Annotated in this window: 31 protein-coding genes; 5 read left to right on the top strand and 26 right to left on the bottom strand. The window is 31.8% G+C overall.

Going from position 1 to position 26617, the window contains the following annotated elements:
* Window positions 1–203: 203 nt before the first annotated feature.
* Complete coding sequence (locus AC0L3M_RS14450) at window positions 204–1292, top strand: serine hydrolase domain-containing protein (protein ID WP_100818301.1); 1089 nt, start codon at window positions 204–206, stop codon at window positions 1290–1292.
* Here AC0L3M_RS14450 and AC0L3M_RS14445 read toward each other — a convergent pair.
* The 21 genes from AC0L3M_RS14445 to AC0L3M_RS14345 form a co-directional block, all read right to left on the bottom strand.
* Window positions 1289–1768 (bottom strand): zinc ribbon domain-containing protein, encoded by a 480-nt coding sequence (locus AC0L3M_RS14445; protein WP_290206426.1) that lies wholly within the window; start codon window positions 1766–1768, stop codon window positions 1289–1291. The genes AC0L3M_RS14450 and AC0L3M_RS14445 overlap by 4 nt on opposite strands.
* 58 nt (window positions 1769–1826) lie before the next feature.
* Window positions 1827–2402, bottom strand: a complete 576-nt coding sequence (locus AC0L3M_RS14440) for a helix-turn-helix domain-containing protein (RefSeq protein WP_186844072.1) — start codon at window positions 2400–2402, stop codon at window positions 1827–1829.
* Complete coding sequence (locus AC0L3M_RS14435) at window positions 2395–2865, bottom strand: hypothetical protein (protein ID WP_044634109.1); 471 nt, start codon at window positions 2863–2865, stop codon at window positions 2395–2397. The genes AC0L3M_RS14440 and AC0L3M_RS14435 overlap by 8 nt, the downstream gene beginning before the upstream one ends.
* Before the next feature lies 1 nt (window position 2866).
* Window positions 2867–4246, bottom strand: a complete 1380-nt coding sequence (locus AC0L3M_RS14430; protein ID WP_186844074.1) for a serine hydrolase — start codon at window positions 4244–4246, stop codon at window positions 2867–2869.
* Window positions 4247–4408: 162 nt separating this feature from the next.
* Window positions 4409–6622: a CocE/NonD family hydrolase gene (locus tag AC0L3M_RS14425; protein ID WP_473431222.1), complete on the bottom strand. Its 2214-nt coding sequence runs from the start codon at window positions 6620–6622 to the stop codon at window positions 4409–4411.
* Between the two features lie 33 nt (window positions 6623–6655).
* Complete coding sequence (locus tag AC0L3M_RS14420; RefSeq protein ID WP_473431221.1) at window positions 6656–7276, bottom strand: hypothetical protein; 621 nt, start codon at window positions 7274–7276, stop codon at window positions 6656–6658.
* Between the two features lie 119 nt (window positions 7277–7395).
* Window positions 7396–8118, bottom strand: coding sequence for a LytR/AlgR family response regulator transcription factor (locus AC0L3M_RS14415; RefSeq protein WP_473431220.1), 723 nt, complete (start codon window positions 8116–8118; stop codon window positions 7396–7398).
* Window positions 8105–9034, bottom strand: coding sequence for a sensor histidine kinase (locus AC0L3M_RS14410; protein ID WP_473431219.1), 930 nt, complete (start codon window positions 9032–9034; stop codon window positions 8105–8107). The genes AC0L3M_RS14415 and AC0L3M_RS14410 overlap by 14 nt, the downstream gene beginning before the upstream one ends.
* A 429-nt stretch (window positions 9035–9463) precedes the next feature.
* On the bottom strand, window positions 9464–9946 hold the full coding sequence (locus AC0L3M_RS14405; protein WP_473431218.1) for a CPBP family intramembrane glutamic endopeptidase: 483 nt from the start codon (window positions 9944–9946) through the stop codon (window positions 9464–9466).
* 295 nt (window positions 9947–10241) lie between these two features.
* Entirely contained in the window at window positions 10242–11123 is an 882-nt protein-coding gene (locus AC0L3M_RS14400; RefSeq protein ID WP_473431217.1) for an MBL fold metallo-hydrolase, read from the bottom strand.
* 216 nt (window positions 11124–11339) lie between these two features.
* Complete coding sequence (locus AC0L3M_RS14395) at window positions 11340–11861, bottom strand: hypothetical protein (protein WP_473431216.1); 522 nt, start codon at window positions 11859–11861, stop codon at window positions 11340–11342.
* A 124-nt stretch (window positions 11862–11985) separates the two neighbouring features.
* Complete coding sequence (locus tag AC0L3M_RS14390) at window positions 11986–12807, bottom strand: GNAT family N-acetyltransferase (protein WP_473431215.1); 822 nt, start codon at window positions 12805–12807, stop codon at window positions 11986–11988.
* 160 nt (window positions 12808–12967) lie between these two features.
* Window positions 12968–13930, bottom strand: a complete 963-nt coding sequence (gene trpS / locus AC0L3M_RS14385; protein WP_473431214.1) for a tryptophan--tRNA ligase — start codon at window positions 13928–13930, stop codon at window positions 12968–12970.
* A gap of 181 nt (window positions 13931–14111) precedes the next feature.
* Entirely contained in the window at window positions 14112–15539 is a 1428-nt protein-coding gene (locus AC0L3M_RS14380; RefSeq protein WP_473431213.1) for a serine hydrolase, read from the bottom strand.
* 148 nt (window positions 15540–15687) lie between these two features.
* Window positions 15688–16941 carry an alpha/beta hydrolase-fold protein gene (locus AC0L3M_RS14375; RefSeq protein ID WP_473431212.1) on the bottom strand — a complete coding sequence of 418 codons (1254 nt, stop codon included), beginning with the start codon at window positions 16939–16941 and terminating at the stop codon, window positions 15688–15690.
* Between the two features lie 161 nt (window positions 16942–17102).
* Complete coding sequence (locus AC0L3M_RS14370) at window positions 17103–17462, bottom strand: cupin domain-containing protein (protein WP_473431211.1); 360 nt, start codon at window positions 17460–17462, stop codon at window positions 17103–17105.
* 145 nt (window positions 17463–17607) lie between these two features.
* Window positions 17608–18558: an alpha/beta fold hydrolase gene (locus tag AC0L3M_RS14365; RefSeq protein ID WP_473431210.1), complete on the bottom strand. Its 951-nt coding sequence runs from the start codon at window positions 18556–18558 to the stop codon at window positions 17608–17610.
* 7 nt (window positions 18559–18565) lie between these two features.
* Window positions 18566–19420: an alpha/beta fold hydrolase gene (locus tag AC0L3M_RS14360; RefSeq protein ID WP_290206429.1), complete on the bottom strand. Its 855-nt coding sequence runs from the start codon at window positions 19418–19420 to the stop codon at window positions 18566–18568.
* 54 nt (window positions 19421–19474) lie between these two features.
* Complete coding sequence (locus AC0L3M_RS14355; RefSeq protein WP_473431209.1) at window positions 19475–20407, bottom strand: NAD(P)-dependent alcohol dehydrogenase; 933 nt, start codon at window positions 20405–20407, stop codon at window positions 19475–19477.
* An 11-nt stretch (window positions 20408–20418) separates the two neighbouring features.
* Window positions 20419–20988 carry a hypothetical protein gene (locus tag AC0L3M_RS14350; protein ID WP_186844087.1) on the bottom strand — a complete coding sequence of 190 codons (570 nt, stop codon included), beginning with the start codon at window positions 20986–20988 and terminating at the stop codon, window positions 20419–20421.
* 6 nt (window positions 20989–20994) lie between these two features.
* On the bottom strand, window positions 20995–21609 hold the full coding sequence (locus AC0L3M_RS14345) for a hypothetical protein (protein ID WP_473431208.1): 615 nt from the start codon (window positions 21607–21609) through the stop codon (window positions 20995–20997).
* A 52-nt stretch (window positions 21610–21661) separates the two neighbouring features.
* On the opposite strand from AC0L3M_RS14345, the gene AC0L3M_RS14340 reads away from it, so the two are divergent.
* The gene (locus tag AC0L3M_RS14340; protein WP_473431207.1) at window positions 21662–21835 is read left to right on the top strand and encodes a hypothetical protein; all 174 of its coding nucleotides are present in this window, start codon (window positions 21662–21664) and stop codon (window positions 21833–21835) included.
* A gap of 161 nt (window positions 21836–21996) precedes the next feature.
* On the opposite strand, the gene AC0L3M_RS14335 is transcribed toward AC0L3M_RS14340, so the two are convergent.
* From AC0L3M_RS14335 to AC0L3M_RS14315, 5 genes are all read right to left on the bottom strand, one after another.
* Window positions 21997–22323, bottom strand: a complete 327-nt coding sequence (locus tag AC0L3M_RS14335) for a hypothetical protein (RefSeq protein WP_246457472.1) — start codon at window positions 22321–22323, stop codon at window positions 21997–21999.
* 210 nt (window positions 22324–22533) lie between these two features.
* Window positions 22534–23151: a hypothetical protein gene (locus AC0L3M_RS14330; protein WP_473431206.1), complete on the bottom strand. Its 618-nt coding sequence runs from the start codon at window positions 23149–23151 to the stop codon at window positions 22534–22536.
* Window positions 23152–23177: 26 nt separating this feature from the next.
* Window positions 23178–23372, bottom strand: a complete 195-nt coding sequence (locus AC0L3M_RS14325; protein WP_473431205.1) for a hypothetical protein — start codon at window positions 23370–23372, stop codon at window positions 23178–23180.
* The gene (locus AC0L3M_RS14320; protein ID WP_473431204.1) at window positions 23363–23617 is read right to left on the bottom strand and encodes a hypothetical protein; all 255 of its coding nucleotides are present in this window, start codon (window positions 23615–23617) and stop codon (window positions 23363–23365) included. The genes AC0L3M_RS14325 and AC0L3M_RS14320 overlap by 10 nt, the downstream gene beginning before the upstream one ends.
* Window positions 23618–23629: 12 nt before the next feature.
* Window positions 23630–24223, bottom strand: a complete 594-nt coding sequence (locus AC0L3M_RS14315; protein WP_290206431.1) for an ankyrin repeat domain-containing protein — start codon at window positions 24221–24223, stop codon at window positions 23630–23632.
* Window positions 24224–24461: 238 nt separating this feature from the next.
* Between AC0L3M_RS14315 and AC0L3M_RS14310 the strand changes: the two genes are divergently transcribed.
* The 3 genes from AC0L3M_RS14310 to AC0L3M_RS14300 are packed head-to-tail and all read left to right on the top strand — an operon-like array spanning window position 24462 to window position 26580.
* Complete coding sequence (locus AC0L3M_RS14310; RefSeq protein WP_473431203.1) at window positions 24462–25040, top strand: helix-turn-helix domain-containing protein; 579 nt, start codon at window positions 24462–24464, stop codon at window positions 25038–25040.
* Window positions 25037–26077 (top strand): hypothetical protein, encoded by a 1041-nt coding sequence (locus AC0L3M_RS14305; protein ID WP_473431202.1) that lies wholly within the window; start codon window positions 25037–25039, stop codon window positions 26075–26077. Before AC0L3M_RS14310 ends, AC0L3M_RS14305 begins: the two co-directional genes overlap by 4 nt.
* Window positions 26068–26580, top strand: coding sequence for a tetratricopeptide repeat protein (locus tag AC0L3M_RS14300; RefSeq protein WP_473431201.1), 513 nt, complete (start codon window positions 26068–26070; stop codon window positions 26578–26580). Before AC0L3M_RS14305 ends, AC0L3M_RS14300 begins: the two co-directional genes overlap by 10 nt.
* The last annotated feature ends 37 nt before the right edge of the window (window positions 26581–26617 follow it).

The following is a 26617-nucleotide window of genomic DNA, read 5'->3' as shown; positions in this document are numbered from 1 at the left end:
CAAATCTATATTGCATATTCAAGGTTACAGCTTTTATTTTATGAACGTCTCTTTTCATATTGTAAACGTATCAAATTTAATGATAAAGGTACTTTAAATATCATAATGAGTTGATTACCATTTGATACGCTAGCTTCATCAAAATAGTTCTAATTAACGAATATTCAGCTCTAGGTTTACATCGAATTTAAAACTAAATACATATGAAAACTTTAATTACAATTATTACAATCGCATTATCAACCTTATTTGTAAATGCTCAAACGAGTTCTGAGAAAGAACTATTAAAAACTTTAAATGAAACTACACCAAAGGCATTGCAAGACAATAAAGTACCTGGATTGGCATTGGCTATTATTAAAAATGGCGACGTTATTATTAAAAAAGAATATGGGTTTTCTGATGTATCAGAAAACGAGATTGTAAATAGTAAAACAGGCTTTAATATTGGTTCTATATCAAAAATGTTTACAGCTTGGGGAATTATGAAATTGGTAGAAGACCAAAAACTTAATTTAGATGCTCCAGCTTCAAAATATCTTTTGAATTGGAAATTACCATCTAGTGAATTTGATTCAGATAAAGTAACTATCAGGAATCTATTGCAACATACTGCAGGTTTGTCTGTTCATGGTTACAACGGTTATGAAACTAAAGATGAATTAACTTCAATTGATGCATCGTTATCCGGAACTACTAATCTAGATGAGAAAGTAGAACTCGTTATGGAACCAGAAAGCAAATGGAAATATTCAGGTGGTGGTTATTCTATATTGCAATTAGTTATTGAAGACGTTAGTGGGAAATCTTTTGCGGATTACATGAAAGAACATATTTTTAAGCCTTTAAAAATGAAACAAACAAGTTTTAATATTAGTAAAAAGGTTTTAAAAAATTCTGCAAAGGCCTATGATGAAGAAGGAAATGAAATCCCATTACGCCTTTTTAATGCGCAAGCAGCAGCAGGTTTGCATACAACAATAGATGATCTTATTCTTTTTGCAAAAGCATCATTTTCAAAAAATCCTGTTTTGTCAGAAGAAAGCATTGCTCTTTTGATAAAACCTACCGAACTATCCAAAGGGAATTACGGAATGGGTTATATGATTATGAATCGTTTTGGGGATTTTACATTATCTGGTCATGGTGGTTCTAATGAAGGATGGCAATCTGGTTTTATGCTCGATTTTGAATCAAAATCAGGTATTATTATCCTTACCAACGGCTCTAATGGAAAAAACGTTTTATTTGGAAACCTGCAAGATTGGGCAAAATGGCATGGAAGTAATTAATTTAATGTCTTAATTTTTGTAACGGTAAAATCTCGTTCACGGTCAACATTTTTTATGGCTATAATAATACTTTCTGGCATTAAATTGTTTCGGTTTCTATTGGAACTCATAAAATGTACTATTCCAGATGCTGTTTTAAAATGAGTATATCCATCCAATAATATGATAATTGGATATTTTTTCGCCACTTCAGTTGAATCATTATATGAATCAGGAATACTTATTAAACAAGTTCTTTCTTCATTTAAAATACTAGATTTAATAATGAACTGACTTCCAATTATAATATCCGTTTTATTCTGTCCGAACGTCGTTTGTGCTCCAAAAAGAAGAATACATAAAATCACAAATGTAAAAGTTCTCATAGTTTGCTTTATATGTTTGGTAACAAATATTTTCGACAACGTACCACCTGTGGCTTTCATTTCTCCAATTTCATAAGTGGTATTATCACACTTCGGACATTTGTATTTCATAGTTTTATATTTTTTGAGTTGATACTATATGGCTGTTAACGATGATATTCATTGCCTTTTATTTTAAAAACTTAAATCGAGGACTATATATCACCTCTTTTTCATTGTTTATTCTCAGTGTGTTGATCAATATTAAAATTAAATTGGCGACATACAAAAAGCCAATAACCATAAAAAATGTACTTAACGTTATTTGGTCTGTGAGTCCAATTTTTGATATGGTGAACAATACTATTGGGATAAAAAATAACAGAATGGTCCACGTGATTTCGAAATTGATTAAATCTTTACCCAACTTATTACTATTTTTTATCTTACCTTTTTTTGATGTCCAAAGTATAAATGGAATTAAAACCCCTAGCAATGGAAAGACCAGAAATAACAGTGCAGAGAGATTGAGATACGTTAAATACTTTTTATCTTCTTTTACGGACCAATCTATCAACTCATCTGGACTTACATTTAAGGCATTGGCTAATCGCTTCAATGACTCACCTGTAGGGTTTGATTCCCCTTTTTCGATGCGTTGAATAGTTCGTAAACTTAAACCAGATTCTTCTGCTAGAAATTCTTGTGACATCCCTTTCTGGTTTCTCAATTCTTTTACTCTTAAAGCTAAATAGTTATTATCCATTTTCTAAAGGTTTGTTTTTAGTTAAAGTTTTTCTGTACCTCATTATTGTTATGGTTACTATTCCTAATAAAAATCCAGGAACCAATTGAACTAACGACCCATAAATCACATGATTTAATAGCGCTTGCCCAAAATTATCATAATATAATCCATAATGAGTGCCAATTTCCCATTTTGTATCTACCCACCAAAGTATAGCAACTGGAATCCTTGAAATAGGTGAGTAAATAAGTAAGCTTAATAAAAGAATCTTGTAAGCTTGTTTTTGATTACCTAATTTAATACCTAGATATATAGCAATCCCTAAGGTAAGCCAAAGTAGCCCGATAATAAAAATAGCATTTTCAGGCAATCCCAATAATTCTAAACCATATCTAACTGGAGTTAAAATTAATGCAATTATGATGGGTGCTTTAGCATAATAAATGGCTTGCTGTAAAGATGTTTTTTCCTTGTTTTTCATCCTAATTCTTTTTTGCGATAATTTTACGACCAGATTGATTCATCGTTAAGCTAATAACATTATTCGCTTCATTTTTATTAAACGTGATTTCTGCATCTACAATTTTTACAAAAAAATGATTTTGAGTTTCAGCAAATAATTCAACCTTTTTAGTTTGACCTGGAGCTAATAAGTATAATTGATTTGTGTTATCCAATCCTATAGTAAGGTTTACATTTGGTTTAACCTCGTAAGTACCTGTATAGTCACTTAATATTTCAGAAGGTACATTAATTGATTTTCTCTCAGGTTGATTATGCTTAGCCTCTGTTATTTTATCATCTGGTATACTTACAAATAATTCAGCAACTTGTTTCGCCACGTTATTTACATTCTTACAATTACAGTTGGTTAATGCAGTTATATACAGTTTCTCTTTAGGTAAAAACAGCGCAATACTGGTAAACCCCTTCGTACTTCCTGTGTGGGCAATTACAGGAGAATTCCCCAATTTCGAAAATCGAAAACCATATCCATAAGGTACTCTTTTCCCACTGTTTAATGAGGTTGGTGTCATAGCTTGTTTTATACTAGAAGCTTTTAAAAGTGTGTTTGAAAGTAATGCATTTTGCCATTTTAAAAGATCCTCTGTGGTAGATAAAATAGCTCCCGCGGAATATGCTAAAGACAAATTGATATCATCTGATTTTACAAAATCATTTTGTTCAATGATATAACCCTTAGTAGGGTTTGGAATACCTTGTTTCGTATCTCCACAGGATGAATTCTTCATTCCTATTTTATCAAAAATATGTTGTTCTATAAAATCACTGTAAGGTTGTCCAGAAACGATTTCAATAATTCGCCCTAGTATAATATAGCCGGCATTGCTGTATTTAAAACGCTCTCCTGGTTTAAACTCCAAAGGTTCATCTTTAAAATATGCAATAAGTTCTGTAGGTGACATATTAGTTTTAGAAATAAAACCCTTGTCACCAACAGGTGTTCTGTTTTTTATTCCCGAAGTATGATTCAATAGATTGTGAATGGTAATATCTTTTCCAATCTCGACATATTCAGGAATGTATTTTCCAATATTATCCTCAATATTCAGTTTGCCTTGCTCTGCTAGCATTAAAATTGAAACTGCGGTAAATTGTTTTGTAATTGAACCAATCTGAAATACACTACTCTTTTGTAAAGGTGTATTTAATTCTAAATTAGCTTTTCCAAAAGATTTACTATAAATAGATGCTCCTTCTTTTGCTACCAGAATTGAAATACCAGGCTCGTTTTGATTGTAACTTATAGCAACTATGGAATCTATTTTTGATTCATAGCTCTGACTAACGCTAAAATATGTAATGAAAAGAAAAGTGAGTGTTGTAAAAAAATTATTCATTGATTTGTATTTAATGTTCAGTGAACAAAATTAAATACATTAGCCTTTGACACTTGCGCCAAGCTTATGACATCTTTATGACATCTGCGCTTATTCCTTTAAATAAAGGCACATTTAGACTTTATTTTACTAAAAGAGATGAGATTCTAATAGTTATTGAAATTAGTTCCAAATTGGTAAAGAAATACTGCTATTTCCTGTAAAAGTTATGCTCAAAGGAATTTCAGCATCTTTAATACTTTCTTTATTAACATCCTTTCCAGTACCATAATTAATTTGAGCATTATTGTTTTTATTGACATTAACCACCACTACAATGCGACTCCCTTTTTCTAATTTTTTACTGATTAGTTTCGAATTGTCGAAAGATATTTGCGTCTTTTGATTCGGTGTCAATAAATTTCTCTGTTCTCGATCTTTAGCATAGCTCGCTCTACCAATATAATAACTTAAATGAAAATAGTTTCCTTCTGGCGTTAATTGATATACGATTACAGAATAATCAACATCTTTTTTATTTATTGAAAATTCAAGATTCCCGAAAAAAGAACCGTTGATGATAACATCTTCCTTTAAAGTTTCAGATTTAAAAATTAACCCATCTTTAAAATTGATATTCTCTTTTTCTAAAGGCCAAGGATAATAGTCTATGTTGGTCATGTTCTTTCGATCCTTAAAATCAATAGACATTTCAATCTCTGAGTTATTTGCTTTCGGTTTTAAAGCATAAAAATCGTTGGTTTTATCAGCACTTAAATAAAACTGTAAAGTATCATTTGTCATAGCGCTTAAACTTTGTTTGTGCATCCATGTATTGGTGCCCATGACTTGGAAGTTGACTTTATCTTTTAAAATACTCGGTTTTGCTTTTCCGTTTAAAATATAATCAAACCATTGATAAATTAGATCTTCTTCAATATGTATTAAAGCAGCTTTGTCTAATTTGTAATTTCTTAGACTTTCTTCGGGTTTCGTTTGTGCAGTCCAATGGTCATAAGGCCCAACTAACAAATAATGATTCGGATTTTTTGCGTATTTATAATGCTCATTGAAATAATACATGGCTCCTCCTTGTGAGTCATCATAATACCCTGTTATGGTTAAAATCGGAATGTCAATTTTTGCAAATTCTTGCTTGTATGGAATCATTTTTTTCCAGAAATCATCATAACTAGGATGTTGCATATAGGTGTTCCATAATGTATTTGTCTGTCCATCTAAACTATCTAACTTGTTAAACGCAATGCCTGTTTTGTACCAGGTGTTTTTTAAGTTATTCCAACGATTAAAATTATTTGAAGCTTCAAAATCTAAAAACTTGTTATTGGTGACATAAAAATTCCAGGAATACGAATAATTGTGTAGGACATTATTTTCCATGGGGTAATCAATTCCTGGTGCAATAGCAACCATGGGTACAATGGTTTTTAATGCAGGATGCACATTGTGTTTCATAGAAGCCCATTGTGTAAAACCATTGTAACTACCTCCAAACATGGCTACTTTTTGATTAGACCAAGCTTGTTTACTAATCCAATCAATGACTTCATACACATCAGTATGTTCATATTCAAGTGGTTTTATGTCGCTATGACTCAATCTTTTTCCTCTTGTATTGGCAATCACGCCAATATAGCCTTTGGAAGCTGATAACATGGCAGAGGCCTCATTGGTGCCTGCGTAAATAGAAGACACTAGTATGGCAGATTTTTTAGCTGTTGAATTTCCCTTGCGTTTAACTACTACCATTGAAACTTCGGCACCATCTTTCATAGGAATGACGATACTATCATTTATGACATATCTGCGTTTATGATCTTGTTTAATTTCATCAAAATAAATAACTCTAGTTGATGAAAATACAGTGCTTAAAAAATATTTTTTTACTAAATCCGTAGCTGTTGCCTGTGTTATTTTTTCTGATTTAATACTAGTATACGTATTATTAAATTTACTCACATAATAATCTGTAGGATCTCTAACTATCAGAGCCTTATCTAAGTTAATAACTTGTATGTCATCAGAATTCTTTATGTATTTGCTGTAAGAGTTTTTAAACGCATCTTTAAAGTTCGTAGAAAGCTTTGCCTCTACATAATACTTGTAGACATCTAAATACTGACTTTGATCTCTTGGTGTTTCTGCTATTCTTTTTTTTATTGAAGTTAAGGCGTCTTTATATTCACCTCTTATTAACTGGAACTTAAACTGGTCTATTGCTGATAAACTTTGAATGTCACATTGTATTGCTAATTGCTGCATTTGGTTTTCAAGCGCTACTGAATCTGATAGTTTCACCTTTTTAAATCGCAATTCTTGTGCAAAAGAAGTAACGCTAATTGAGATTAAAAATAATATCAGGACTAATTTTTTCATTGTTTTACGTTTGAAAATTGATAGCAAACAGAACTATTTCTTATTTGGGTATACATATTTGATTAACTCTTCATTGTATAAAAAGCCGTCTTGAGTTTGCGTCATTTTAATAAAGTTTTTTAGTTCTGGTGCATACAACCAAACTTCATCTGTTTGTGCGTTGTATCCTCTAGAATTAGAAACCGTTCCCTTGTATTCTATGGTGTACGCCATAAAGGTACCAGCGTCTACCGTTTCTTCTTTGTAGGATAATACTTTTGCATCTTGACTTTGTGTTCCTGTGGTACCATCTTGACTTGTCCAATTTTTTTCATATCGCCACGTTTTACCAACCTCTAAAGGCCATTTGTATCTTGGTGTTTCGCTTTCTTCTGGCTTTACAATGTCCGAAACTGGAATCGTATCTTTTTCAATCACCATACCTAAACCGCCATTCATATTAACTATTTCTCTTGTGTCTTCCCCTTCTGAACGCACTTCGCCTTCAGTGGTTACGCCTTTATACTTCCAAGTCCATTGTTCTCCCACTTTATAATCGGCTAAGGTTGGTTGTTCTGCTACTGAAACAGTGTTTTCATTACAAGATATCAACACTGAAATTAGCACTAGATATACGGTTCTTTCTATATTAAATACTACTTTTAAATACTTCATAATAAGGCTTTTAAATTAATTGTGGTACAAAGTAAAGACGTCTGTTTCTATCAAAAAAGGAAAAGTACATGAGCGTAAATAAAAGTCAATGAACGTTAGAAAACTCAGCGATTTTCTCTTTATAAACTATTCCAGTTTTTAAACTTAACGGACTGCCTGCTAGAGACTTCTACTTTTTCACCAGTGGTTAATATAATTTGTAATTTATTATTAAAGTATGGGTGAATCTCTTTGATGTAATGTATGTTAATCATTTGACTTCGATTCACACGGAAAAAGACTTTAGGGTCTAATTTCTCTGCAAGCAAATTTAAAGAACGCTTTATCATGGCTTTATCTGAACCAAAATAAAGACGCGCATAATTTTCTAAAGATTCAATAAAGTAAATCTCTGTGAGTGGAATAAAATGACATTTTTCACCATCTTTTATAAAGATTTTTTGATGCATCGGTAAGGTGGTAGGCTCTAATTTTACCCTATTCGACAATTCTTCCTTTACCTTTTCAATAGTTTTAGAAAAACGTTCATCTCTTAAAGGTTTTACCAAATAATCTAAAGCATTCATCTCAAACGCTTTTACAGCATATTGATCATAGGCCGTTGTAAAAACGACGTCAGGTACATTTGTTAATTCTTCCAGTAAATCAAAACCAGATTTCCCAGGCATATGAATATCTAAAAACAATAAGTCTGGTTGTAAGTCTTCAATTAAAGTTATGGCTTCATCTACATGACTAGCTTCGCCTATTATTTCAAACTCTTTATGTTTTTCTAATGCACGTTTTACTTCTTCTCTCGCTAAACGTTCATCATCAATGATTATGGTTTTATATCTTTTCATCGTTTATATGCATTGGAATTATTAGTTCTGCGCAGACATGGTTATTTTCATTCTCTGTTAAACTAAAAACAGCCTTACCTTTATATTGAATTTCTAAGCGTTTTTTTAAATTTTCGAGACCTAATCCAACACTTTTATTTTGATTTATTATTCCAGGATTCTCAACTGTAATATAAATATGACTATCCTTCTTTTTAATTTTTAAGTTAATAACGCCACCATCAACTTTTAAATCGATGCCATGTTTAATGGCGTTTTCGATCAACAACTGAATACTTAAGGTGGGAATCTTATATTGACCAAGGCCTTCTTCAATATTCGTTTTGAGTTGCAGTCGTTCTTCAAAACGCATCTTTTCTAATTCAATGTAATCATAAACTAAAGCCAATTCATTTTTAATGCTAATTAGATCTTTGTCTTTTTCATATAATGATGACCGCAGTAAATCTGATAATAAATCAATAGCTCTTCTTGCAACGTTTGGGTTTTCGATGACTAATGATTTAATAGAATTTAATGAGTTGAATAAGAAATGGGGATTTAATTGCGCTGATAAATTATCTAACTGGGCTTGTTTTGCGATTAAGTAAAGTTGAGCATTCTCTCTTGCTGTAACCACTTCTTTTTGATAGTAATGATACAAGTGATACGCCAATATCCAAATAGACATTAGTCGAAGTCCGGTAAGTAAAATTGGATCCCAATACGTGATGGCTTCAAATAAATTTTTATCCTCGCCTGCAATAAAAGTCCAGTACGTATACCATTTTAAGTTATTTATTAACACGTATAGAAGCGCTAACAAAAGGATACTTGGAATAACACGAATAAGTAACTTTTTAATTGGCAACTGACTCCAGTTAGCTTTTAATGCATATATTCTATACATATGCGTCAAGAAAATTCCAATTGCCACATCTAAAACATAATTTAAAAATGTATAGAAAATTCCATAATTATCTCTAGTATATACGGTGTATGCCCAATAAGTTGACACCAAGCACCAGCCCATCAATTGGCAAAGCCAATACAAACGGGTTTTTGATATTTTCTTGGTATAACTTAAACTCATATGAATTACAAAGCAACGTATTTTCTTTAAAAATAGAAAAAAGAAATACATGAGCGCGAATAAGAAGCGATAAGCGTTAGTTATTAATTTTAAGAATTTAAGCTATGGAATATTTAAGGCTTGGATTAATTGCTCTTAAAAAATACTGATTGAAGACAAGAGAATTTATAACTTAATATAATATCGTGCTTCACGCTAATCTCAGCAGAGGATTGCTCTATTTGCTATATACATCTTTGTTGTTGGCTGTAGGTTTTATACAATTCTTTATCTCTAACTTATAACGCCATTATTAAAATATAATCCAATAAGACTAAGAGAGTTAATAATTCCATGTGCAATTATTATAGGAAAAAGTTTTCGCTTAATTATAAAATAAATTGAACCAAATATAAGGGCAATACAACCAGTGGCAATAACACCTGCTAATCCTTGGTAAATGTGTAACATTCCAAATATTACAGCATGTATAATTAATGCTATAATTATTCCCAATGTATTATTTCCAGTACAATCAACCAATCTATTTAGTAAATATCCACGAAATAACAATTCTTCACCTAAGGCTGCACCAAACCAAACAACTGTAATGAGGTGACCTATAAACACAAGAGGTTTTCCCATAAAAAAAGCAAATCTATCAGCTGCACCTGCTGGGTTCGTTAGACCAAAACTTTCCAATATTGGTTTTACAATTAGTCCCATAATTGAAAAAACTAGTATTACAGTGCCAAGTGCTATCAATATATTAATCATCCAATTTTTTGTACCTTTTGGAATCTTAGGCCCAAACTCTTTCCAGTTTATTTTTTTTGTTTCATGAAAATCGTACTAACTATAATACCACACCAAATTGCTAATGAGCCAGCACCAATTACGTCGAAATAATCCGCAAGGTGTTTTATGCTCAATATAGTTAGGAATACAATTGTTATTTCTACAAGTATTTTAATATTAAAGGATTTCTTTTGTGGTTTCATATCATTCATCTTATTAGTTATGAGCTTTTTACGTCTTTGTTAATGTCTGTGTTTTTAATCGACCGGATATATTATGAAGCTATCATGAATTTTTTTGTTGGTGTATCTCCCAATTTTGTTAGAGCATTTGAAAGTTCATTTAATGTGAGCACACTTAACGGAAGTTGGTGTTCTTTAGGCTGGTAGATACTTCCCATGGGGTAATCAACTCCAGCTGATTGAGTCATTTCAATGTGATTTCCAAGTATGGTTGAAACCTCATTAATGTCGGTGAATTTTACAAGTCTTTCAATACTCATTTTAAAAGCAATCCAATCATTTATGTATAGTCTACCAGGATAAAAAGTGTCTCCAGTCAAGAGAATTTTCGTCGAAGTATCATAAACCGCAATTGAAGACGCTTGGTGTCCAGGAATTGGTATTATTTTCATCATGCGATTTCCTAAATCATAATCTACAACTTCTTCGGGCCAGTTTGCTATCTTAAAAAAATCTTGTACATCTTTAACTTTAAGACCGATTACAGAAGTGTTCGGTTTTCCTTTGAATTGTCCATCGCCAGCATAGTGGTCTCCATGCTTATGCGTATGAGCCACAATTAATTCAACCGCTCCATTTTTTTTAGACCAATCGTTAATAATTTTATTTACAGTTTCATAAAGCGGAAAAATATCATCTTCTTGAGTAGCTCCAGTATCCATTAATAGCGCTTTGTTCTCACCAAAAAATAGAAACATAAAAGGCGCTTCGTAATTTATACACTTGTTTTGACGTAAAATATAAGTATTGCTATTATACTTAACGACCTGAATTGGTGGGTCAATATTATTTTCACAGTTTTGAGAACCATGAATCCAATTTTGAACATTTAAATCAACAGTGTCTTCGATTGATGGCTGGCATGACGACATCAGAATTAGTGCTGATAGTAAGATTGTGATTTTTGTTTTCATATGTTGATCTATATTGGTTTTAATGTGATTGTGTAAGATTCGTTACGCATTTAAGCAACTGATTTAACAAATAAATCACAGATAGACACGAGCTTTGCGAACTGTGCGCAGCAAAAGTCAGCGAGGACTTTCGTAAGTAGGCTATAACTAGCAATGACAAGAGCTCAGCGAACTGGCGAAGCAATTATACACGGTATTAGCCGCTGTGTTTTTCAGTTATAATTTTTCTTTAATTGCTTTTCTTAATTCATAAATAAAAAATCCTCGCCATCCAATCTCTTCCCCTAATGTTGTTGCCGCTGCTCTAATTACTTCGATAGTTCCTAATAAGATAATAGCTATGATTGCAATTGATGTAGGATTTAAAGTTCCTATTCCAATCAAACCAAGTTCTTTTCCCCAATCTGTAATTGCTTCTTCATTTGTTAAACTTCCAAAACCTAAAACCCAAATGAGTATATAAGTGATTAAGCCATATAAAGCAGGAATAAAATAAGAAAGTCTAATATATTTCCAATTTCCCCAATTCCAATTTAGAGATGAAATCTTACGACCTTTTATTTTTAAGGTAATGAAGGCTGCAATTGCAGGACACCACATTATAGCTCCAACATATATTCGTGATGGATATAAATTAACTATGGCATAATGAAAAGGTGAAGTAAGAAGAATAACGATTGCAAGAAATAGAAAGATTGTTTTCCAAGTTTCTTTTCGTTTCGATAAATTTTCAGGCATAAGGTTTTAATAATTGATTTGTTTATGGAAGACGAAGAGTTGGTAGTTTTGCTACATTGCGCTAACGTCCAATGTGTATCGCGTAATGAGGCGCGCCTCACGATAAGCCATTGTTGGCTACAGTTTATATATTCATTTCCATTTCATATTGATTAACAGTATTCGATAATCCAATTGAATTGATAAAATTTATTTTCTCGTTTAATCTTGTATCAACATTTATTATTTTTATTGAGTTTGAAACTTCTTTTATCCCTTTAAATAATCTATTCCAACAGCCATCACTTTCTTTTAAAATCTCAAATTGTGCTAAATATTCATTTTTGGGGTTTACAACAAAAAAAGACTCAAGAAAATTATCCTTTGTAATTTGATAGTAATCGTAATCTCCGTTTTTAATTACTTCTAAGTTAAAATCCCAAGAATATAAATTTTGATTAGGTAATTTTCCCCAATCAAAAGTATTATAGTCAACTTTATTCATCTCAATTTTAGCATTTGAGATTAATTTAATTTTTCCACTGAAACAATTAAATGTTTTACAAATTTCGAATCCAATTCTTTGATAAGATTTTATTGCTTTAATATTTTCAATGATTACCTCTAATGAACATTTTGTAACTCCATTTATTTTTAAATCTGGTATAGCAAAATCGTAAATCGATTTAACGATTCTTCTTCCTCTATATTCTGGAAGTACACCTGTTCCGGTATTAAAGGCTATTTTTTCTCCATTACGTTTATCTATGGCGTTAATTATAAATCCAACTAATTTATCTCCATCAAACATTCCATAAGAAAGAGCATAATTAACTTTTGCTATTTTCCATCTCTCTTTATAATAATTTTTGTCAGTTGGAACTTTAACATAGTAATTCTCGAAAGACCTTAAAAAACAATCAACGATTATATCAAATGTTGTATTCTCTAATTTTTTTACTATCAAAATTTCATAAGTTATTTGTTATTAAATTGTGGGTAGTGCCATTATATCTTCATATTCATTGCTTCAGTGACTTCACTTAAAGTTTCAATAGCTGTTTCTCTCGCTTTGCTTATTCCTTTAAGCAAAATATCTCTGACATAGTCTTTATTTTTTTCAAGCTCTATTCTTTTTTTCGAATAGACTCAAAATATGTGTTTATAGCTTCTGCTGTTAGTTGTTTAAGTTTTCCTGCACCTTGGTCGCCAATTTTATCAGCAATATCTGTTGGACTTATATCTGAACATAAGGAAGCTAACTTAAGTAAGTTGGAAACCTCTGGTCTGTTTTCGGGGTCGTAAGATATGTAACGACTTGAATCAGTTTTGGCAGATTTTATTAGTTTTACTGTTTCATCAGCGGTTGACTTTATCATAATTGAATTGTTGCGACTTTTACTCATTTTTTGAATACCGTCTAACCCAAGAATAGTAGGGGTATCAGTAAAAAGTGCAACTGGTTCTATAAAAATATTTTTATTGAATTTGGTATTAAAGCGCTTTGCAATTTTCCGAGTTAATTCTATGTGAGGTAATTGGTCTTTTCCAACAGGAACCACATTACTCTTACAAAACAAAATGTCAGCAGCTTGGTGAACTGGATAGATATACATTCCTGCATTAATAGTATTCATCCCTGAAGCAGTAATTTCTTCTTTAACAGTTGGATTTTTGTTTAATTCTGAACTGGAAACTAATGTCAGAAATGGAATAGTTAGTTGATTTAATTCAGGAATATGACTATGTGGAAAAATATGAGTTCTATAATTTTCAGGGTCTAATCCACAGGCTAAATAGTCCAAAGTTAGTTCATATGTGAATTTTGAAATTTCATTAAAAACATTTCTATCTGTCAACACTTGATAATCAGCAATTAAAATATAAGTCTCAATTCCCAAGCTTTGTAATTTTAATCGGTTTATAATTGAGCCAAAATAGTGTCCAAGATGCAAATTACCTGTAGGTCTATCTCCCGTTAATACGCGGTACTTTTGAGGATTCTCATACAAATCATTTTCTAATAATTTGCTTTGCTCTTTTGCTTTTTCAAAACTTTTATTAATCATTTTTTGTTTAATTTTATTCAAGTAAGTTCAATTTTTCTCATTATCACACAATGTGATTTTATAAGATTCGTTGTATGTTTAAGCACCTGATTTAGCAAATAAATCGCAGATAGAAAGTCAGCGAGAACTTTCGAAAGTAGGCTAGAACTAGCAATGACACGAGCGCAGCGAACTGGCGAAGCAATTATACACGTTGCTGCCATTAGTTTGTTTTTACATTTATTTTTTCAATTCTGTTTATCATTTCTTCTGTATTTGTATTTTCAGGATTGAGTTCTAAAGATTTTTGATAGCTTATTTTTGATAATTCAAATTGGTCATTTAAGAAATAACTTTCGCCCATACTATCAAATGCATTTGATGAATTTGGGAATTCTGAGATAAGTAATGTAAAAATGTTAATAGCCTCTTCTATTTGACCTTTCTTAATCAAATCATAGCCAAGTTGATTTAATTCATTTTCATCCGAAAAATTATATTCAGAAAAATTTTGCTTTTTAAAGTTTTTATAAAGCTGAATTCCCTCATTAGCATTATCATAACATTTTTCTCTAATTGCGAAATAAATAGACTTCTGTGGTATTGAAAAGGAATTGCCTTTTAAAATATTTTCGACTGCATCAGTTATTTCTCGAAGCTTGCGGTTTTTATTATTTGTCATTAAAACGATTGATAAATCTTCTTTCACATTATAATGGATAAAAGATTCATAATTAAAAGATGATCCATGATGTTGATGAATTAGCAAAGTGTCATTCTCAATTACCCCAATTCCTAAAGCAGAAGAACTCTCCTTAGAATGCGAATCAAATAAAGTAATTAACGATTTATTAGATATAAATTGTCCTGAATGTAAGTTGATTATCCATTTATACATATCATTTGCAGTAGGGTTTACCCAACCAGAGAATTCGATATCCATTGCTCTATCATTTACAAAAGTATTATTAAATGCGGTTACTAATTCAGGGTTTTGAGTATCCGCGTCAATAATAGCATTTGTCATACCGCCAGGAATAAGTAGGTTTTTTTGAATGAAATCATTAAAACTCATTCCAGATACTTGTTCAACAATTCTTCTTTGTAGAAAAATATTATTGTTGCTGTACAAGTAATCTGTACCAGGTTCAAAATTTAGACGTTTAATATTCTTTATATCATTATAGATATCATGGTCATTCTTAATATTGTTCCAGTTGATTCTTGGCAGTCCACTTGTATATTGAAGTAGATGCCTAATGCTAATGGTGTTTGACCATTCTGGTAATTGCAATTCAAAATTTGAGATTTTATCATCTAGATTAAGTAACCCTCTTTCATTTAAAATCATTATCGCAACAGCGTTGAATTCTTTTGCTATAGAACCAATATTAAATATTGAGTTTCTACTAAGTTTTTTTGATCTAGAGGCATCTGAATATCCAAATTCATTTTGATATATAATATTATTGCCCTTTGCAATAAGGATATTCCCGTTGAATAATCCACGGTCAAATGACACTTTCATCAATGTGTCTATTTGGTTTATTGTTGTTTCAGACAAATACTTTTCCGTCGGATTGTTTTTGTTTTGACAGTTTGTGAAAAAGATTATTGATATTAGAAAAAAGAGAGTTTTTATTCTATTCATTTTTGAAATTTTACTGAAAGACGATAAATTAATTAAACTGTTGCAGTTTTTAATGGCAACGATAAATTGTATGTTTAGTGGCAGATTGCGTGGTAGTTTCCAATAAGACTTCTACTCTGTTATTACTCATACAAAATATTAGGCTTTGTTATTTTCTTTTAAGTTCCTCAATTCTTTTCTTGTAGCCATCGTCACCACTTATTTCAAAAGCTTTAGTTACATATTTAATGGCATTAGTAAAGTCGCCTTCTGCTTCATAGTAGTCGGCCATAGAATTATAAGTGTTTGCGCTTTCAGGATAATACTCCGTGGCAAGTTCAAAGTACATTTTCGTCTTTTCAGGTTGTTGCATGTCTATATTCATATAACCCAACATAGTTAAAAGTTCTTCTGGATAAGGTGGTTCAGTATATCCAAAATGCTTTTTGAGTTTCTCTTCTCTGTATTTTATTGCACTGAAAAGCTCTTCTTTGGATGTGTCAAATGAATTTATTTTATCCGTATTTTCCATTTGGTACCATTCAAACATTGAAATTAAACCGTCCATAATTGACGGGAATGGCACAGTTCCATGAATATCTTTGGGGTAAAATTTCCAGTTAAAAGACAATCCGTTTTCAATATTTTGTTTTACCGTGTTTGAAAAGGCAATATTCGAACGGGCGAATACTGTAAAATCAGTTGTATCCTGCATAACATTGTCTATCGTTATTTCCGGGTTTTGCATATGTAACTGTCCGCCAAGTGACATAAACAAGGCTTTGTTTGTATAATTCTGTTTAGCAAATACGTTTTGGGCTTCTTTTAATAGCTTTTGATTGTCCCAATCCAGACTTGGATCTATGGCTAAATAATTCGCAAATAAATCGGGTTGCTTTAGTAGTGTGGAAATAGTAAATAGACCTCCGTAAGAATGACCAATTAGCGTTCTGTAATTAGTTACAGGATATTTGCTTTCTATAAAAGGAATCAATTCTGTCTCAATGAACGTCCTGAAATTATCCGCCTCTCCGTTTTTTTCATTGAAAGGCATACCATATTTCGTGGTTATGGTAGACGTCGTTAAGTCTCGAACTCTATTTTTATCATTAGCAATACCCACAAGAACCATTTCTGGTGTAAAACCACCGCTATAATAGTTTTGCACATCATTGACGGTAGGAAGAAACATTTCTCCATCTAAAATATAGACTACAGGGTAATTTTGACTTTTCTCAGGGGTATAACTTGCAGGCAATTGCACATAAATCGTTCTTGACTCGTCTAATACTTTGGAATAGAGACTATCTAAAACACCTACTTTTTGTAAAAACTGTTGATTTTGATGTCCTTGAGCTGTTACGAATTGTTGAAAGACAATAATGAGTCCTATTGCCAATACTATTTTAAATCGGTTGTTCATTTTATTATTTTTATTAATTGTTATTTATAGTTTTAATTGGTTCATAAAGTTCTACAGCTATCTATTTTAACATACCATGCTTCAGACCTAATATTATTTTAATCCTAAATTGAAATTCTGATAGAATGATGTTTAAGTATTTGTGTAATTTAAACTAAGGATCAATCCATTTGATTTTTAATAGATTTTGTAATCTCATGGATTACATTTCCTGTATGCAAAGCTGATTTATTTTCAATAAGCATTAAATGGCATTCCTTTTTAGAACTGACTTTATGATTAATTCCTTTTTTTACAATGAATAAATCCCCCTTTTTCATTGTAAATGGTTCTTGGTTTTCTATTTCAAAAACAAGACTTCCTTTAAGAACATAAAATAATTCATCTTCATTTTTATGATGATGCCAAGGCACTTTATTTCCTTGAATTTTAACTAGTTTTATGAACACATCGTTTACTTCGCCAATTATTTTTGGCGAATAGTAGTCTTTAATGGTGTTTAGTTGATCGTTTATATTCATAATATAAGTGTTGACGTTATGTGAAAAGGATATTTATTAATGAGTTTACGCTTATAAAATAGATCCAAAAATTAAAGCTTGTCTATAGTCTCCAACAAATTCTGCTTCCTCTCTATAAATTGCCATTCTTGTTTCCATTTCTTTTTTAACCATTAAACTTTGCCAACCATTTTAAAATCGATTCATTTGTTTCTTGTGGTAATTCTTGTTGAATATGATGGCCACAATGCAAACTAATCACATCCAAATTCGGAACAAAATCCTGTAGTCTTTCAAATTTTGGAATCATATCTAAATTACCATAGATCATAAGCGTAGGCTGTTTGATGATTGGGTCTAAATCTGCTAATACGTGCCAGTTTCGGTCAAGGTTTCTATACCAATTAATAGCGCCATTAAACCCAGAATTTTTAAAGGCCGTAACAAATACAGACAAATTATCGTCGTTCATAATAGGCTCACCAAGGGGTTTTTCTGCTTTTGCAAGATTCATCATTAACATTCCTGGTTCTGGTGGTGCAAGAGGTACATTCTTACGAAATAAATTACGAAGAAAATTTTCTGCATGGTTCTCTAATACAGCATCTGCTACTCCTGGTTTTTTATTGAAATGAACAAAATAGAAATCGTCTCCAAAAAACGCTTCCATCAACTCAATCCATGGTTTTTCACCTCGTTCTTGATAAGGTAGTGCAAGATTTATGATTTTATTTACACGCTCTGGATGTAAGAGTGCAAGGTTCCAAACTACATTTGCACCCCAATCATGACCCACAAAAACAGCATCTTTGTAGTTGTAATAATCAAGCAAAGCCACCAAATCACCTGTTAAATGGGTGATATCATATGCTGTTACTCCTTTAGGGCAAGATGAATTACCATATCCTCTTTGATTTGGAACAATGACATGATAACCAGCTTTAGCAAGCGCTGGTATTTGATAACGCCATGAAAAGGCATGTTCGGGAAAACCATGACAAAGTACAATTGGATTACCCATATTTTCTTTACCTGCTTCAAATACTTCTAACTCAATTCCATTTATTGAAATTATATTGGATTTGGGAAAATTTGAAAATTTAAATTCTTGTGTCATTTCAATGTTAGTTTTTATCAATAATTAAATCTTCTATTTTTTTAAAATTCTTAGCATTCGGGACATGTTTTGAACCTTCCAGTAATACTGTTTCGCTTAGTGTCGGAAAAACTCTTTCGGCGCGTTTTACCATTTTTTTGCCTGGAAACAGGATATCCTTTTCTGAAGCGAAAATGGTAATTGGTGTATTAATTTCTTTTGCTGAATTTTTTGAAATAACCGGCAACGGCGAAAAATCCATGTTGCAATTTTGAAACGTAGTCCCCATGAATTGAAAAGCAAAATCATCGGCTTCACTAAAGAGGACATTCATGACTTTTTTGAGATACTTACTTTTATTCGTTTTTGTGAATTTCTTTAAGGGCATAAACATTTTAAACAATCCTGTAAAAGGGTTACCGTTTACGATGTAAACTGGCGCAATGAGGTACGCCTTTTTTATAAGGGTTTCATCAAATTCTAAAGTCTTTAAAGAAATAAATCCACCAAATGAAAACCCAACCAATGTTACTGCCGTAAGGTCTAACTTCTGAATGACTTCAACCAACCATTTGCCATAATCCAAAGATTTCATATCTAATCGATTCTCAGCACTTTTGGTGGGTTGGGCTAAGACATCAACTGCATAAACACAATATTTAGAGCTTAGATTTGGAAACGAATCTAAAATTTGTGGTGCACAACCACCTGTGCCGTGAATTAGCACTAATGGAGGGTTTTTAGTGTCCCCAGTAATTATAACATTAGTAGCCCCAAATTGGTTCTGTATCAATTTTTCTGAATATTCAATATTCAGCTCATTCAACTTTTGATTGTAAAGACTTAAAATTTTTGATTTACCTTCTTGTGATTTAAAAAACATGTGCTGTTCGTTTTTTTATTAATGATTTATGGATTGAGATTATCTATAGTCCAACTAAATAGTGATTACCACATTTCCTCTTTTATGACCCATCTCCACATATTTGTGAGCTTCGGCCATTTCTTCTAAAGAATATACTCTATCAATAACAGGTCTAAGTTTCTCTTGTTCGGCTAACCTTTTTAAATTCAAAAAAGCTTCTTTTGGAGTTAATGGAGTCCCATGATCAATGGATATATATTTGCCATTCAAAGTCAACGCTTTTTTGCTCATTTCTTTTAGTTTCGATGATTTCGAATTGCCTACAGCATCAATCACATATTTATATGTTTCTAATTGTTTTTCAGCATTTTCTATTGTGTAGTCAATCGCCTTATCACTTCCTAAAGAGGTTACTAATTCAAAATTTCGACTACTGCATACACTTGTAACATGAGCACCCATATACTTCGCCAATTGTATCGCCATTGTACCTATACTTCCTGACGCTCCATAAATTAAAACATTGTCGCCTTTGTTTATGCTCGTCTTTTTTAATAAGTGAGAAGCAAGTAAGCCACCATAAGGGATTGCTGCAGCTTCCTCAAAACTAAGATTTATAGGTTTTAGGGCTAGATTCCAAACTTCTGGTAAACAAATATATTCTGCGTAAGAACCAAAACGACGTTTAGTAGGCGAGATAGAACCATAGGCAAAAACCTCATCACCATTTTCAAACATTGTCACCTCCTTGCCTTTAGCCTCAATAATTCCAGCTGATACCATTCCCAACACAGGATTCCTTGGACGACCAAAACCAAATATGAGTTGAAGTATAAATCTAGAGATCAAAGGTTCATTTAATCTCCGAATAAGAACATCGCTTGTGGTAACTGAAGTAGCACGTATCTTTATAAGTACTTCATTAGCTTTAGGTGTTGGTTTTTCAACATTACCTAGCACCAGATTATCTACATCGCCATATTTTAGACATTTTATTGCTTTCATAATTGTTTTTGCTAAAACCTATACCCTATTCGCAAGTGCATATTTAATTCCAGTTCACTTTTGTTCTTTAAATAACCAGCACGTTTAGCAAATGTGTAGCTAAATCCGGCACCAAGACCTGCTTCATAATTAAAGTGTTTGCCTAAATTTCTTCTAATTCCCCAAGTAGGTATGATAGAAAAATCACTCACCACAGGAGCATCGTCAGTATTGAACAGCGCCAATTCTGGATGATAACCCATTTTTAAAGCAATAAAATTGCCACTATTTCCTTCAATTAGTTTTGAGTTCTCTGAGCGTTTTTTGAGATTGTAATAGAATCTTGGCTCCATAACTATTACAGGTGTTAGCAAAAATGGAGAATCATAATCATCGTAAAACGTAGATTCCCAAATACCAAAATCAAAACCAAGTTCAATTCTCAGTGCTATAGTATTTGATAGTTTTGCTTCATTATATGCCCAGATTCCTAAAACTCCAGTTTGTAATCCGAATGTTGATTTTTCTACACTTGTTGTTTGAGCAACACCAATCGTCGTGGAAAAGATAATTAGCGCTAATATTATTATTGTACGTTTCATAATGTTTCAATTAAAAATTAGTTTTCTATTCGTGTTTAAGTCAAATTCAACATTATAACCAGCTGAACCTAATCCTACATTAAAGATTACGGCATCTCTATCCGCACCTCCATCTAAAGACACACTACCAAGCACCAATTTAGACTGAATATTGAGCGCAAAATTTTTCTTTTTGTAAATCTCATAACCTGTGCTTGCCATAACAGCGGCACCAAAATTCCAATCGTCATTTACATTGTCTTTAATATCATATAGTGCAGGTGAGTCTATGGCTAATCCAATTCCACCATGAATCCACCAACGATCTTTTACCCAATACTGTACAGATGGGATAAATGCTCCAAAATTTCTGTCATTGTCCTGAAATTCGTAGATGTTTCCTGGTAAAGAGGCAGTAATAGCAAGTCTTTCGTTTAACATATAGCCAAACTTTAGATCTGGAAAAACAAAGGTTCCTTGAGCCTTGTCAAAGGTTTGAATACCTGCACTATCTTCTATGCTGATAATGCCACCACCTACTACGAATTCGAAGATGAAACCATCCCTTTGTGTTGTTGTTTCTGAATTTGTGTTTTGTGCATAGGTTATACTTGATAATAATGTAAAGGCTACACAAGCCATTCTTGATAAGATTTGTTTTTTAATAGATTTCATAATTGTTTGTTTTTGATTGATGATTTATTTCGTATTCTTAGTTAATACATTAATTTTTTTTGAGTATTCTAACGCTGCGCCAATGGTAATTCCAATGGGAAGCCACAAAGCTATGTTTGAGGTTAATACGCCTAATAATACTCCTGAAACTATGCCAATTGCAAGTCTAATTCCTTTTTTTACTTTTAATTAATTTCATAATTGTTTGTTTTTTGATTTTTTAAATTGATGTTTACCACTCGATATCAAATTTTTCTGAATTATTCATTTGTATTTCGTAATTCAGCATATGTGTCTTTTAGCTTCTTTAATGATTCAATGGCATTACCATAAGCCTCACGATTTTTTTCTGAATTATTCATTTGTATTTCGTAATTCAGCATATGTGTCTTTTAGCTTCTTTAATGATTCAATGGCATTACCATAAGCCTCACGATTTTGTGCGATCGTTGTCATTCTCGTTAAAACCATGTTTTCAAAATAAATGTCTTTTCCATAAGTGTCTGAAGAAGTGCCCATTTCCCTAAATTTAACGTTTGGCATCAAAAAATTCTCGTAATAATCTGCAAGGGTTGGTTGATCTGCTAATGAAACGGAGTTTTCCTTACAAGATATTAGCAATAAGATTAGCACTGGATATAGGCTTTTTATTAATTGAAATACTATTTTTAAATAACTCATAATAAGACTTTTAAAATAATGATAACACAATGTAAAGCTTATGTCTCTATCTCAAAAGGAAAAGTACATGAGCGTAAATAAATCTAATTGTACGTTAGAAAATTTCATAATTGTTCGTTTTTTGATTGATGATTGATTGATGAATTATATTTTATTGTTTTGATGTACTGATAACTATTATTAAGTGAAAAGATAAGTTTGAGTTAGATTCTAAATCCTTTTTAATTCTTTCTGTACGACGCTTTTAAATTTCCATTTCAAACCAAATAAAGGTCTCAAGATTGTAATTCTTTTTAAGATGAATTCATAAATGAGAAAACAGACTATAAACGTAAATAGGGTAATTCCTACAAACTCTAGCATAGGATGAAGATCTAATGGCAGAATGAGTAATGCACCTGCATATAAGACAAACATGTGAATAATATAAACTGGATAAACAGCTGCACTCAAATAGCTTAGTAAGGCACTTGGTTTATTAAAGTAACTATATCCTATTCCAAATAAACCCAATATCCAAGAATTTGATTCTATGCTGGTGATATACATATTTGATATAGACTCAAATCTAGTGAAACGAATAGCAAATAAGACAGACGCTATGACTATATATAACCATTTCCATTTAGAAACGGTTTGCCAGAATGCGCTACCACTGTATACGAAAAGAAAACCAAAAAAGAACGCAAGAAAACCCATAAAGAATCCATGCCATGTTTCAGCGTACAGTTCAAATAACTGTGGTTGAACAACACCAATTTCTAACATAAAAAATGCTGATATAGATAACGGTCCTAAAGCATAGGTCATGACTTTTGAAATGGTCATTCCAAATTTTCCATTTTCGTTTTTCTTCAGATAGAAAAAAGAGGTAACAACACAATCACATAGACCACAATATTTCCTAAAAACCATAGGTGTCCCATATGTGGAAAATAGCTCAGTGGCATATTATAGTAGTTCTGAAAAACTAAAAAGTGTAATGGAGTGATTACCAAAATTCCAAACACAAAGGGCAATAGAATTCGTTTACCTCGCTCTATAAACAATTGCTTCCAATTTCTTTTTTCATTGCGAAATATAAACCCATTCCAGATACAAAAAATAGCAAAGGTATTCTCCAAACATTGAGCATCGTCATAGGTTCCCAAAGTCCTACCAAAGCGTCTTCGCTTCTTATAAAACCTATAAACATGGCCCAAGGTTGAAAAATAATAGCTATGTGGTAAATCAATAATAAGCCTATAGCAATTACTCTTAACCAATCAATATCGTATCTTCTTTCTGTGGTCATCGTATTGTATGTTTATTGAAGCATCATTGCTACAACAGGACGTGCTTTTTGTAATTCATTAAGATCTAATTCAAACCCCATTGGTTTTAATTGTTGAATTAGCATTTCATAGATAGGTTTCATTTGAGCAAAATCTGCCATTACAGTTTCTCTTGCTGTAGCTCCATAATTATTGCGAGCTGATTTATCTGCTTTTGCATCAATAAGTAATTGTACAATTTCAATACGTCCAAAGAATGCTGCTGTATGTAAAGCTGTGCCACCATCATTATTTTCAATAGACAAATCTGCCTTGGCGTTGATCAATACTTTTGCAATTTCTGGTTTATTAAAAGTGGCTGCGGTCATTAATGGTGTAGAACCAGACATAGCCTCTTTTTGATTAATGTCCGTCCCAGCTTCAATATGCTGCTTAACTGCATCTAAGTTTCCAGTGAGTACAGCTCCGTGAATATCTATACTTGGTTTGGTTGCAATTTTTGTAGTTTTAGCAATATTATCTGAGTTTGATTTTTTGTCAGATTGCGCACATGAACTTGTTAATAAAAGCGTTAAGAATAACATCTGAATGGTCGTTTTTATTGAATTAATCGTAAGTGTTTTCATAATTTTAAATTGTAACGATTTATAACTTGATTTTTGTTCCTACAAAGATGCGAAACCACCCTAATCAACTGATAATGTGTATGAAGCCTAATGTATAAAGTTTGATGAGAGGTAGAAAATTATGACGCAGAAGTATAAATTATGACGCAAGCAACTGTTTTTTTGCTAAAGAATTTCAAACTTAAAACCATAGAATGGTTCAATATAAATTTCTAAATTTGTACTAGTATAAAACAACATGTCTAAAATCTCATATCAAGGAAAATTTATAGAACAGGCTGAGGCTCTTATTTTAGAGAATATCTCTAATGAGCAATTTGGGGTTTCAGAATTGGCTGAACTCATGAATATGAGTAGATCAAATTTGTTGCGGAAAATTAAGAAGCAAACACAAGGTAGTGCTAGTCAATTTATTCGTGAAGTCAGACTCCAAAAAGGGATGACACTTTTAGAAGAAACGGAACTTACTATTTCTGAAATTTCTTATCAGGTGGGCTTTAGTAATAATTCCTATTTCACTAAATGTTTTAAGGACTATTATGGGTATTCGCCAGGCGAAGCCCGAAAAAAAATAGATGAGCAAATAGAATTTGAACAAGATGGAGTAAAGGTAGAAGAAGATAACCAAAACAAAGACACTATTAAAGTTGCTGAAAAAGGGTTTTTCCAACAGTACCGAATTCAAATACTATTTGGAATTTTCTTGGTTTTAGTGATAGCAGCATTCTCGTTTTATCCAAAAAAGAAGTATCGAACGGTGATGAAGAGAATGCTAACTCTAAGAAATCTATTGCAGTATTGCCGTTTAAGAATATGAGTAGCGATTCTGATAACCTGTATTTTGTTAATGGACTTATGGAGTCGACATTAAATAATCTACAAAAAATAGAAGATATTCGAGTTATAAGCAGAACCTCTGTAGAAAAATATAGAGATACAGATAAGACCATCTTAGAAATAGCACAGGAACTTAATGTCAATTACTTGATTGAAGGAAGTGGGCAACGTGCTGGTGATCAAGTTTTATTGAATATTCAATTGATTGATGCTTCAATGGATACTCCGATATGGGCAGAACAGTACAACCATAAAACGGCAGACATTTTTTCCATACAAAACGAAGTTGCAAAAAAAATTGCAGAAGCCATCGAAGTAACTGTAACACCAGCAGAACTAAAACAAATAGATAAAAAACCAACAGAAAACGTATTAGCATATGACTATTATTTAAAAGGACTTGAAGCCCTACAAACAAAGACAGAGGAGGGTTTGCAAGCCGCCATAAGTTCATTTGAAAAAGCGATAGAAAACGACTCGAAATTTGCACTCGCTTATGCTCAGGTTGCAATTTGCTACTATTATTTAGATGTAAATAAAATTGAAAAGAAATATTTAGACAAATTAAATGAATACGCAGACAATTCCTTGTTATATGATTCAACTTCAGAATTATCTTTGATTGCAAAAGCGCTGTATTATATAAACGCAAACGAATTTAGGTTAGCGATACCTTACTTGGAAAAAGCACTAGATTATAATCCAAATGCTTCTTCTGTAGTGCTAATTTTATCTGATATCTATGCTAGAGTTGTTCCAGATACAAAAAAGTATCTCACTTATGCATTAAAAGGAATTAAATTAAATATTGAAGCTAACGATAGTGTATCTAAAAGTTTTATCTATCTAAACCTGAGTAATGCATTAGTCCAAAATGGGTTTGCTAAAGAGGCTTCAAAATACATTGAAGAATCTCTGAAGTATAATCCTAAAAATCAATATAGTACCTACTTAAAAAATTTTATAGATTATGCGAATAATAAAGATTTAGAATCCTTAAGAAAAAAATGCTCATAGAGTGGCGTAAAGATACTACTCGCGCTGATATCACTCAAGAATTAGCCAAAACATATTATTTTCAGGAAGATTACGAAAAATCATTGGTTTATTACGAGAAATATATTAGTATACTTACTACTGATAAAATTGACTTGTATCCAGCAGAGAACATAAAAATAGCCTACACCTATAAAAAATTGGGTCTTCCTAATAAAGCAGAAAAATATATTCAGAAATATAAAGATTATTTGGAAGAAGATGAGTCAATTTACAGAGAGGCAAGTTTAGCTATGCTGTATCTTTATGAAAATATACCAGATAAAGCTATAGAAGCCTACGATAAATTTAGTTCACAAGATGGTTTCCAATATTGGGTGCTTTTATTTATGAAGGAAGACCCTCTATTGAACCAGTTGCAGAATCATCCAAGATACGACGAAACTATTGAGAAAATAGAAGTGCAATTTTGGGAAAAACATAAAATACTTAAAGAAACTTTAAAAAAGGAAAAACTATTATAGATCGTTGGAATTTAATTATCCATACTATTCAAAATAT

The organism is Olleya sp. KJ81-1, from assembly GCF_055808135.1.
The sequence above is the reverse complement of the archived record's forward strand: the minus strand, read 5'-3'. Positions and strand labels throughout refer to the sequence as shown.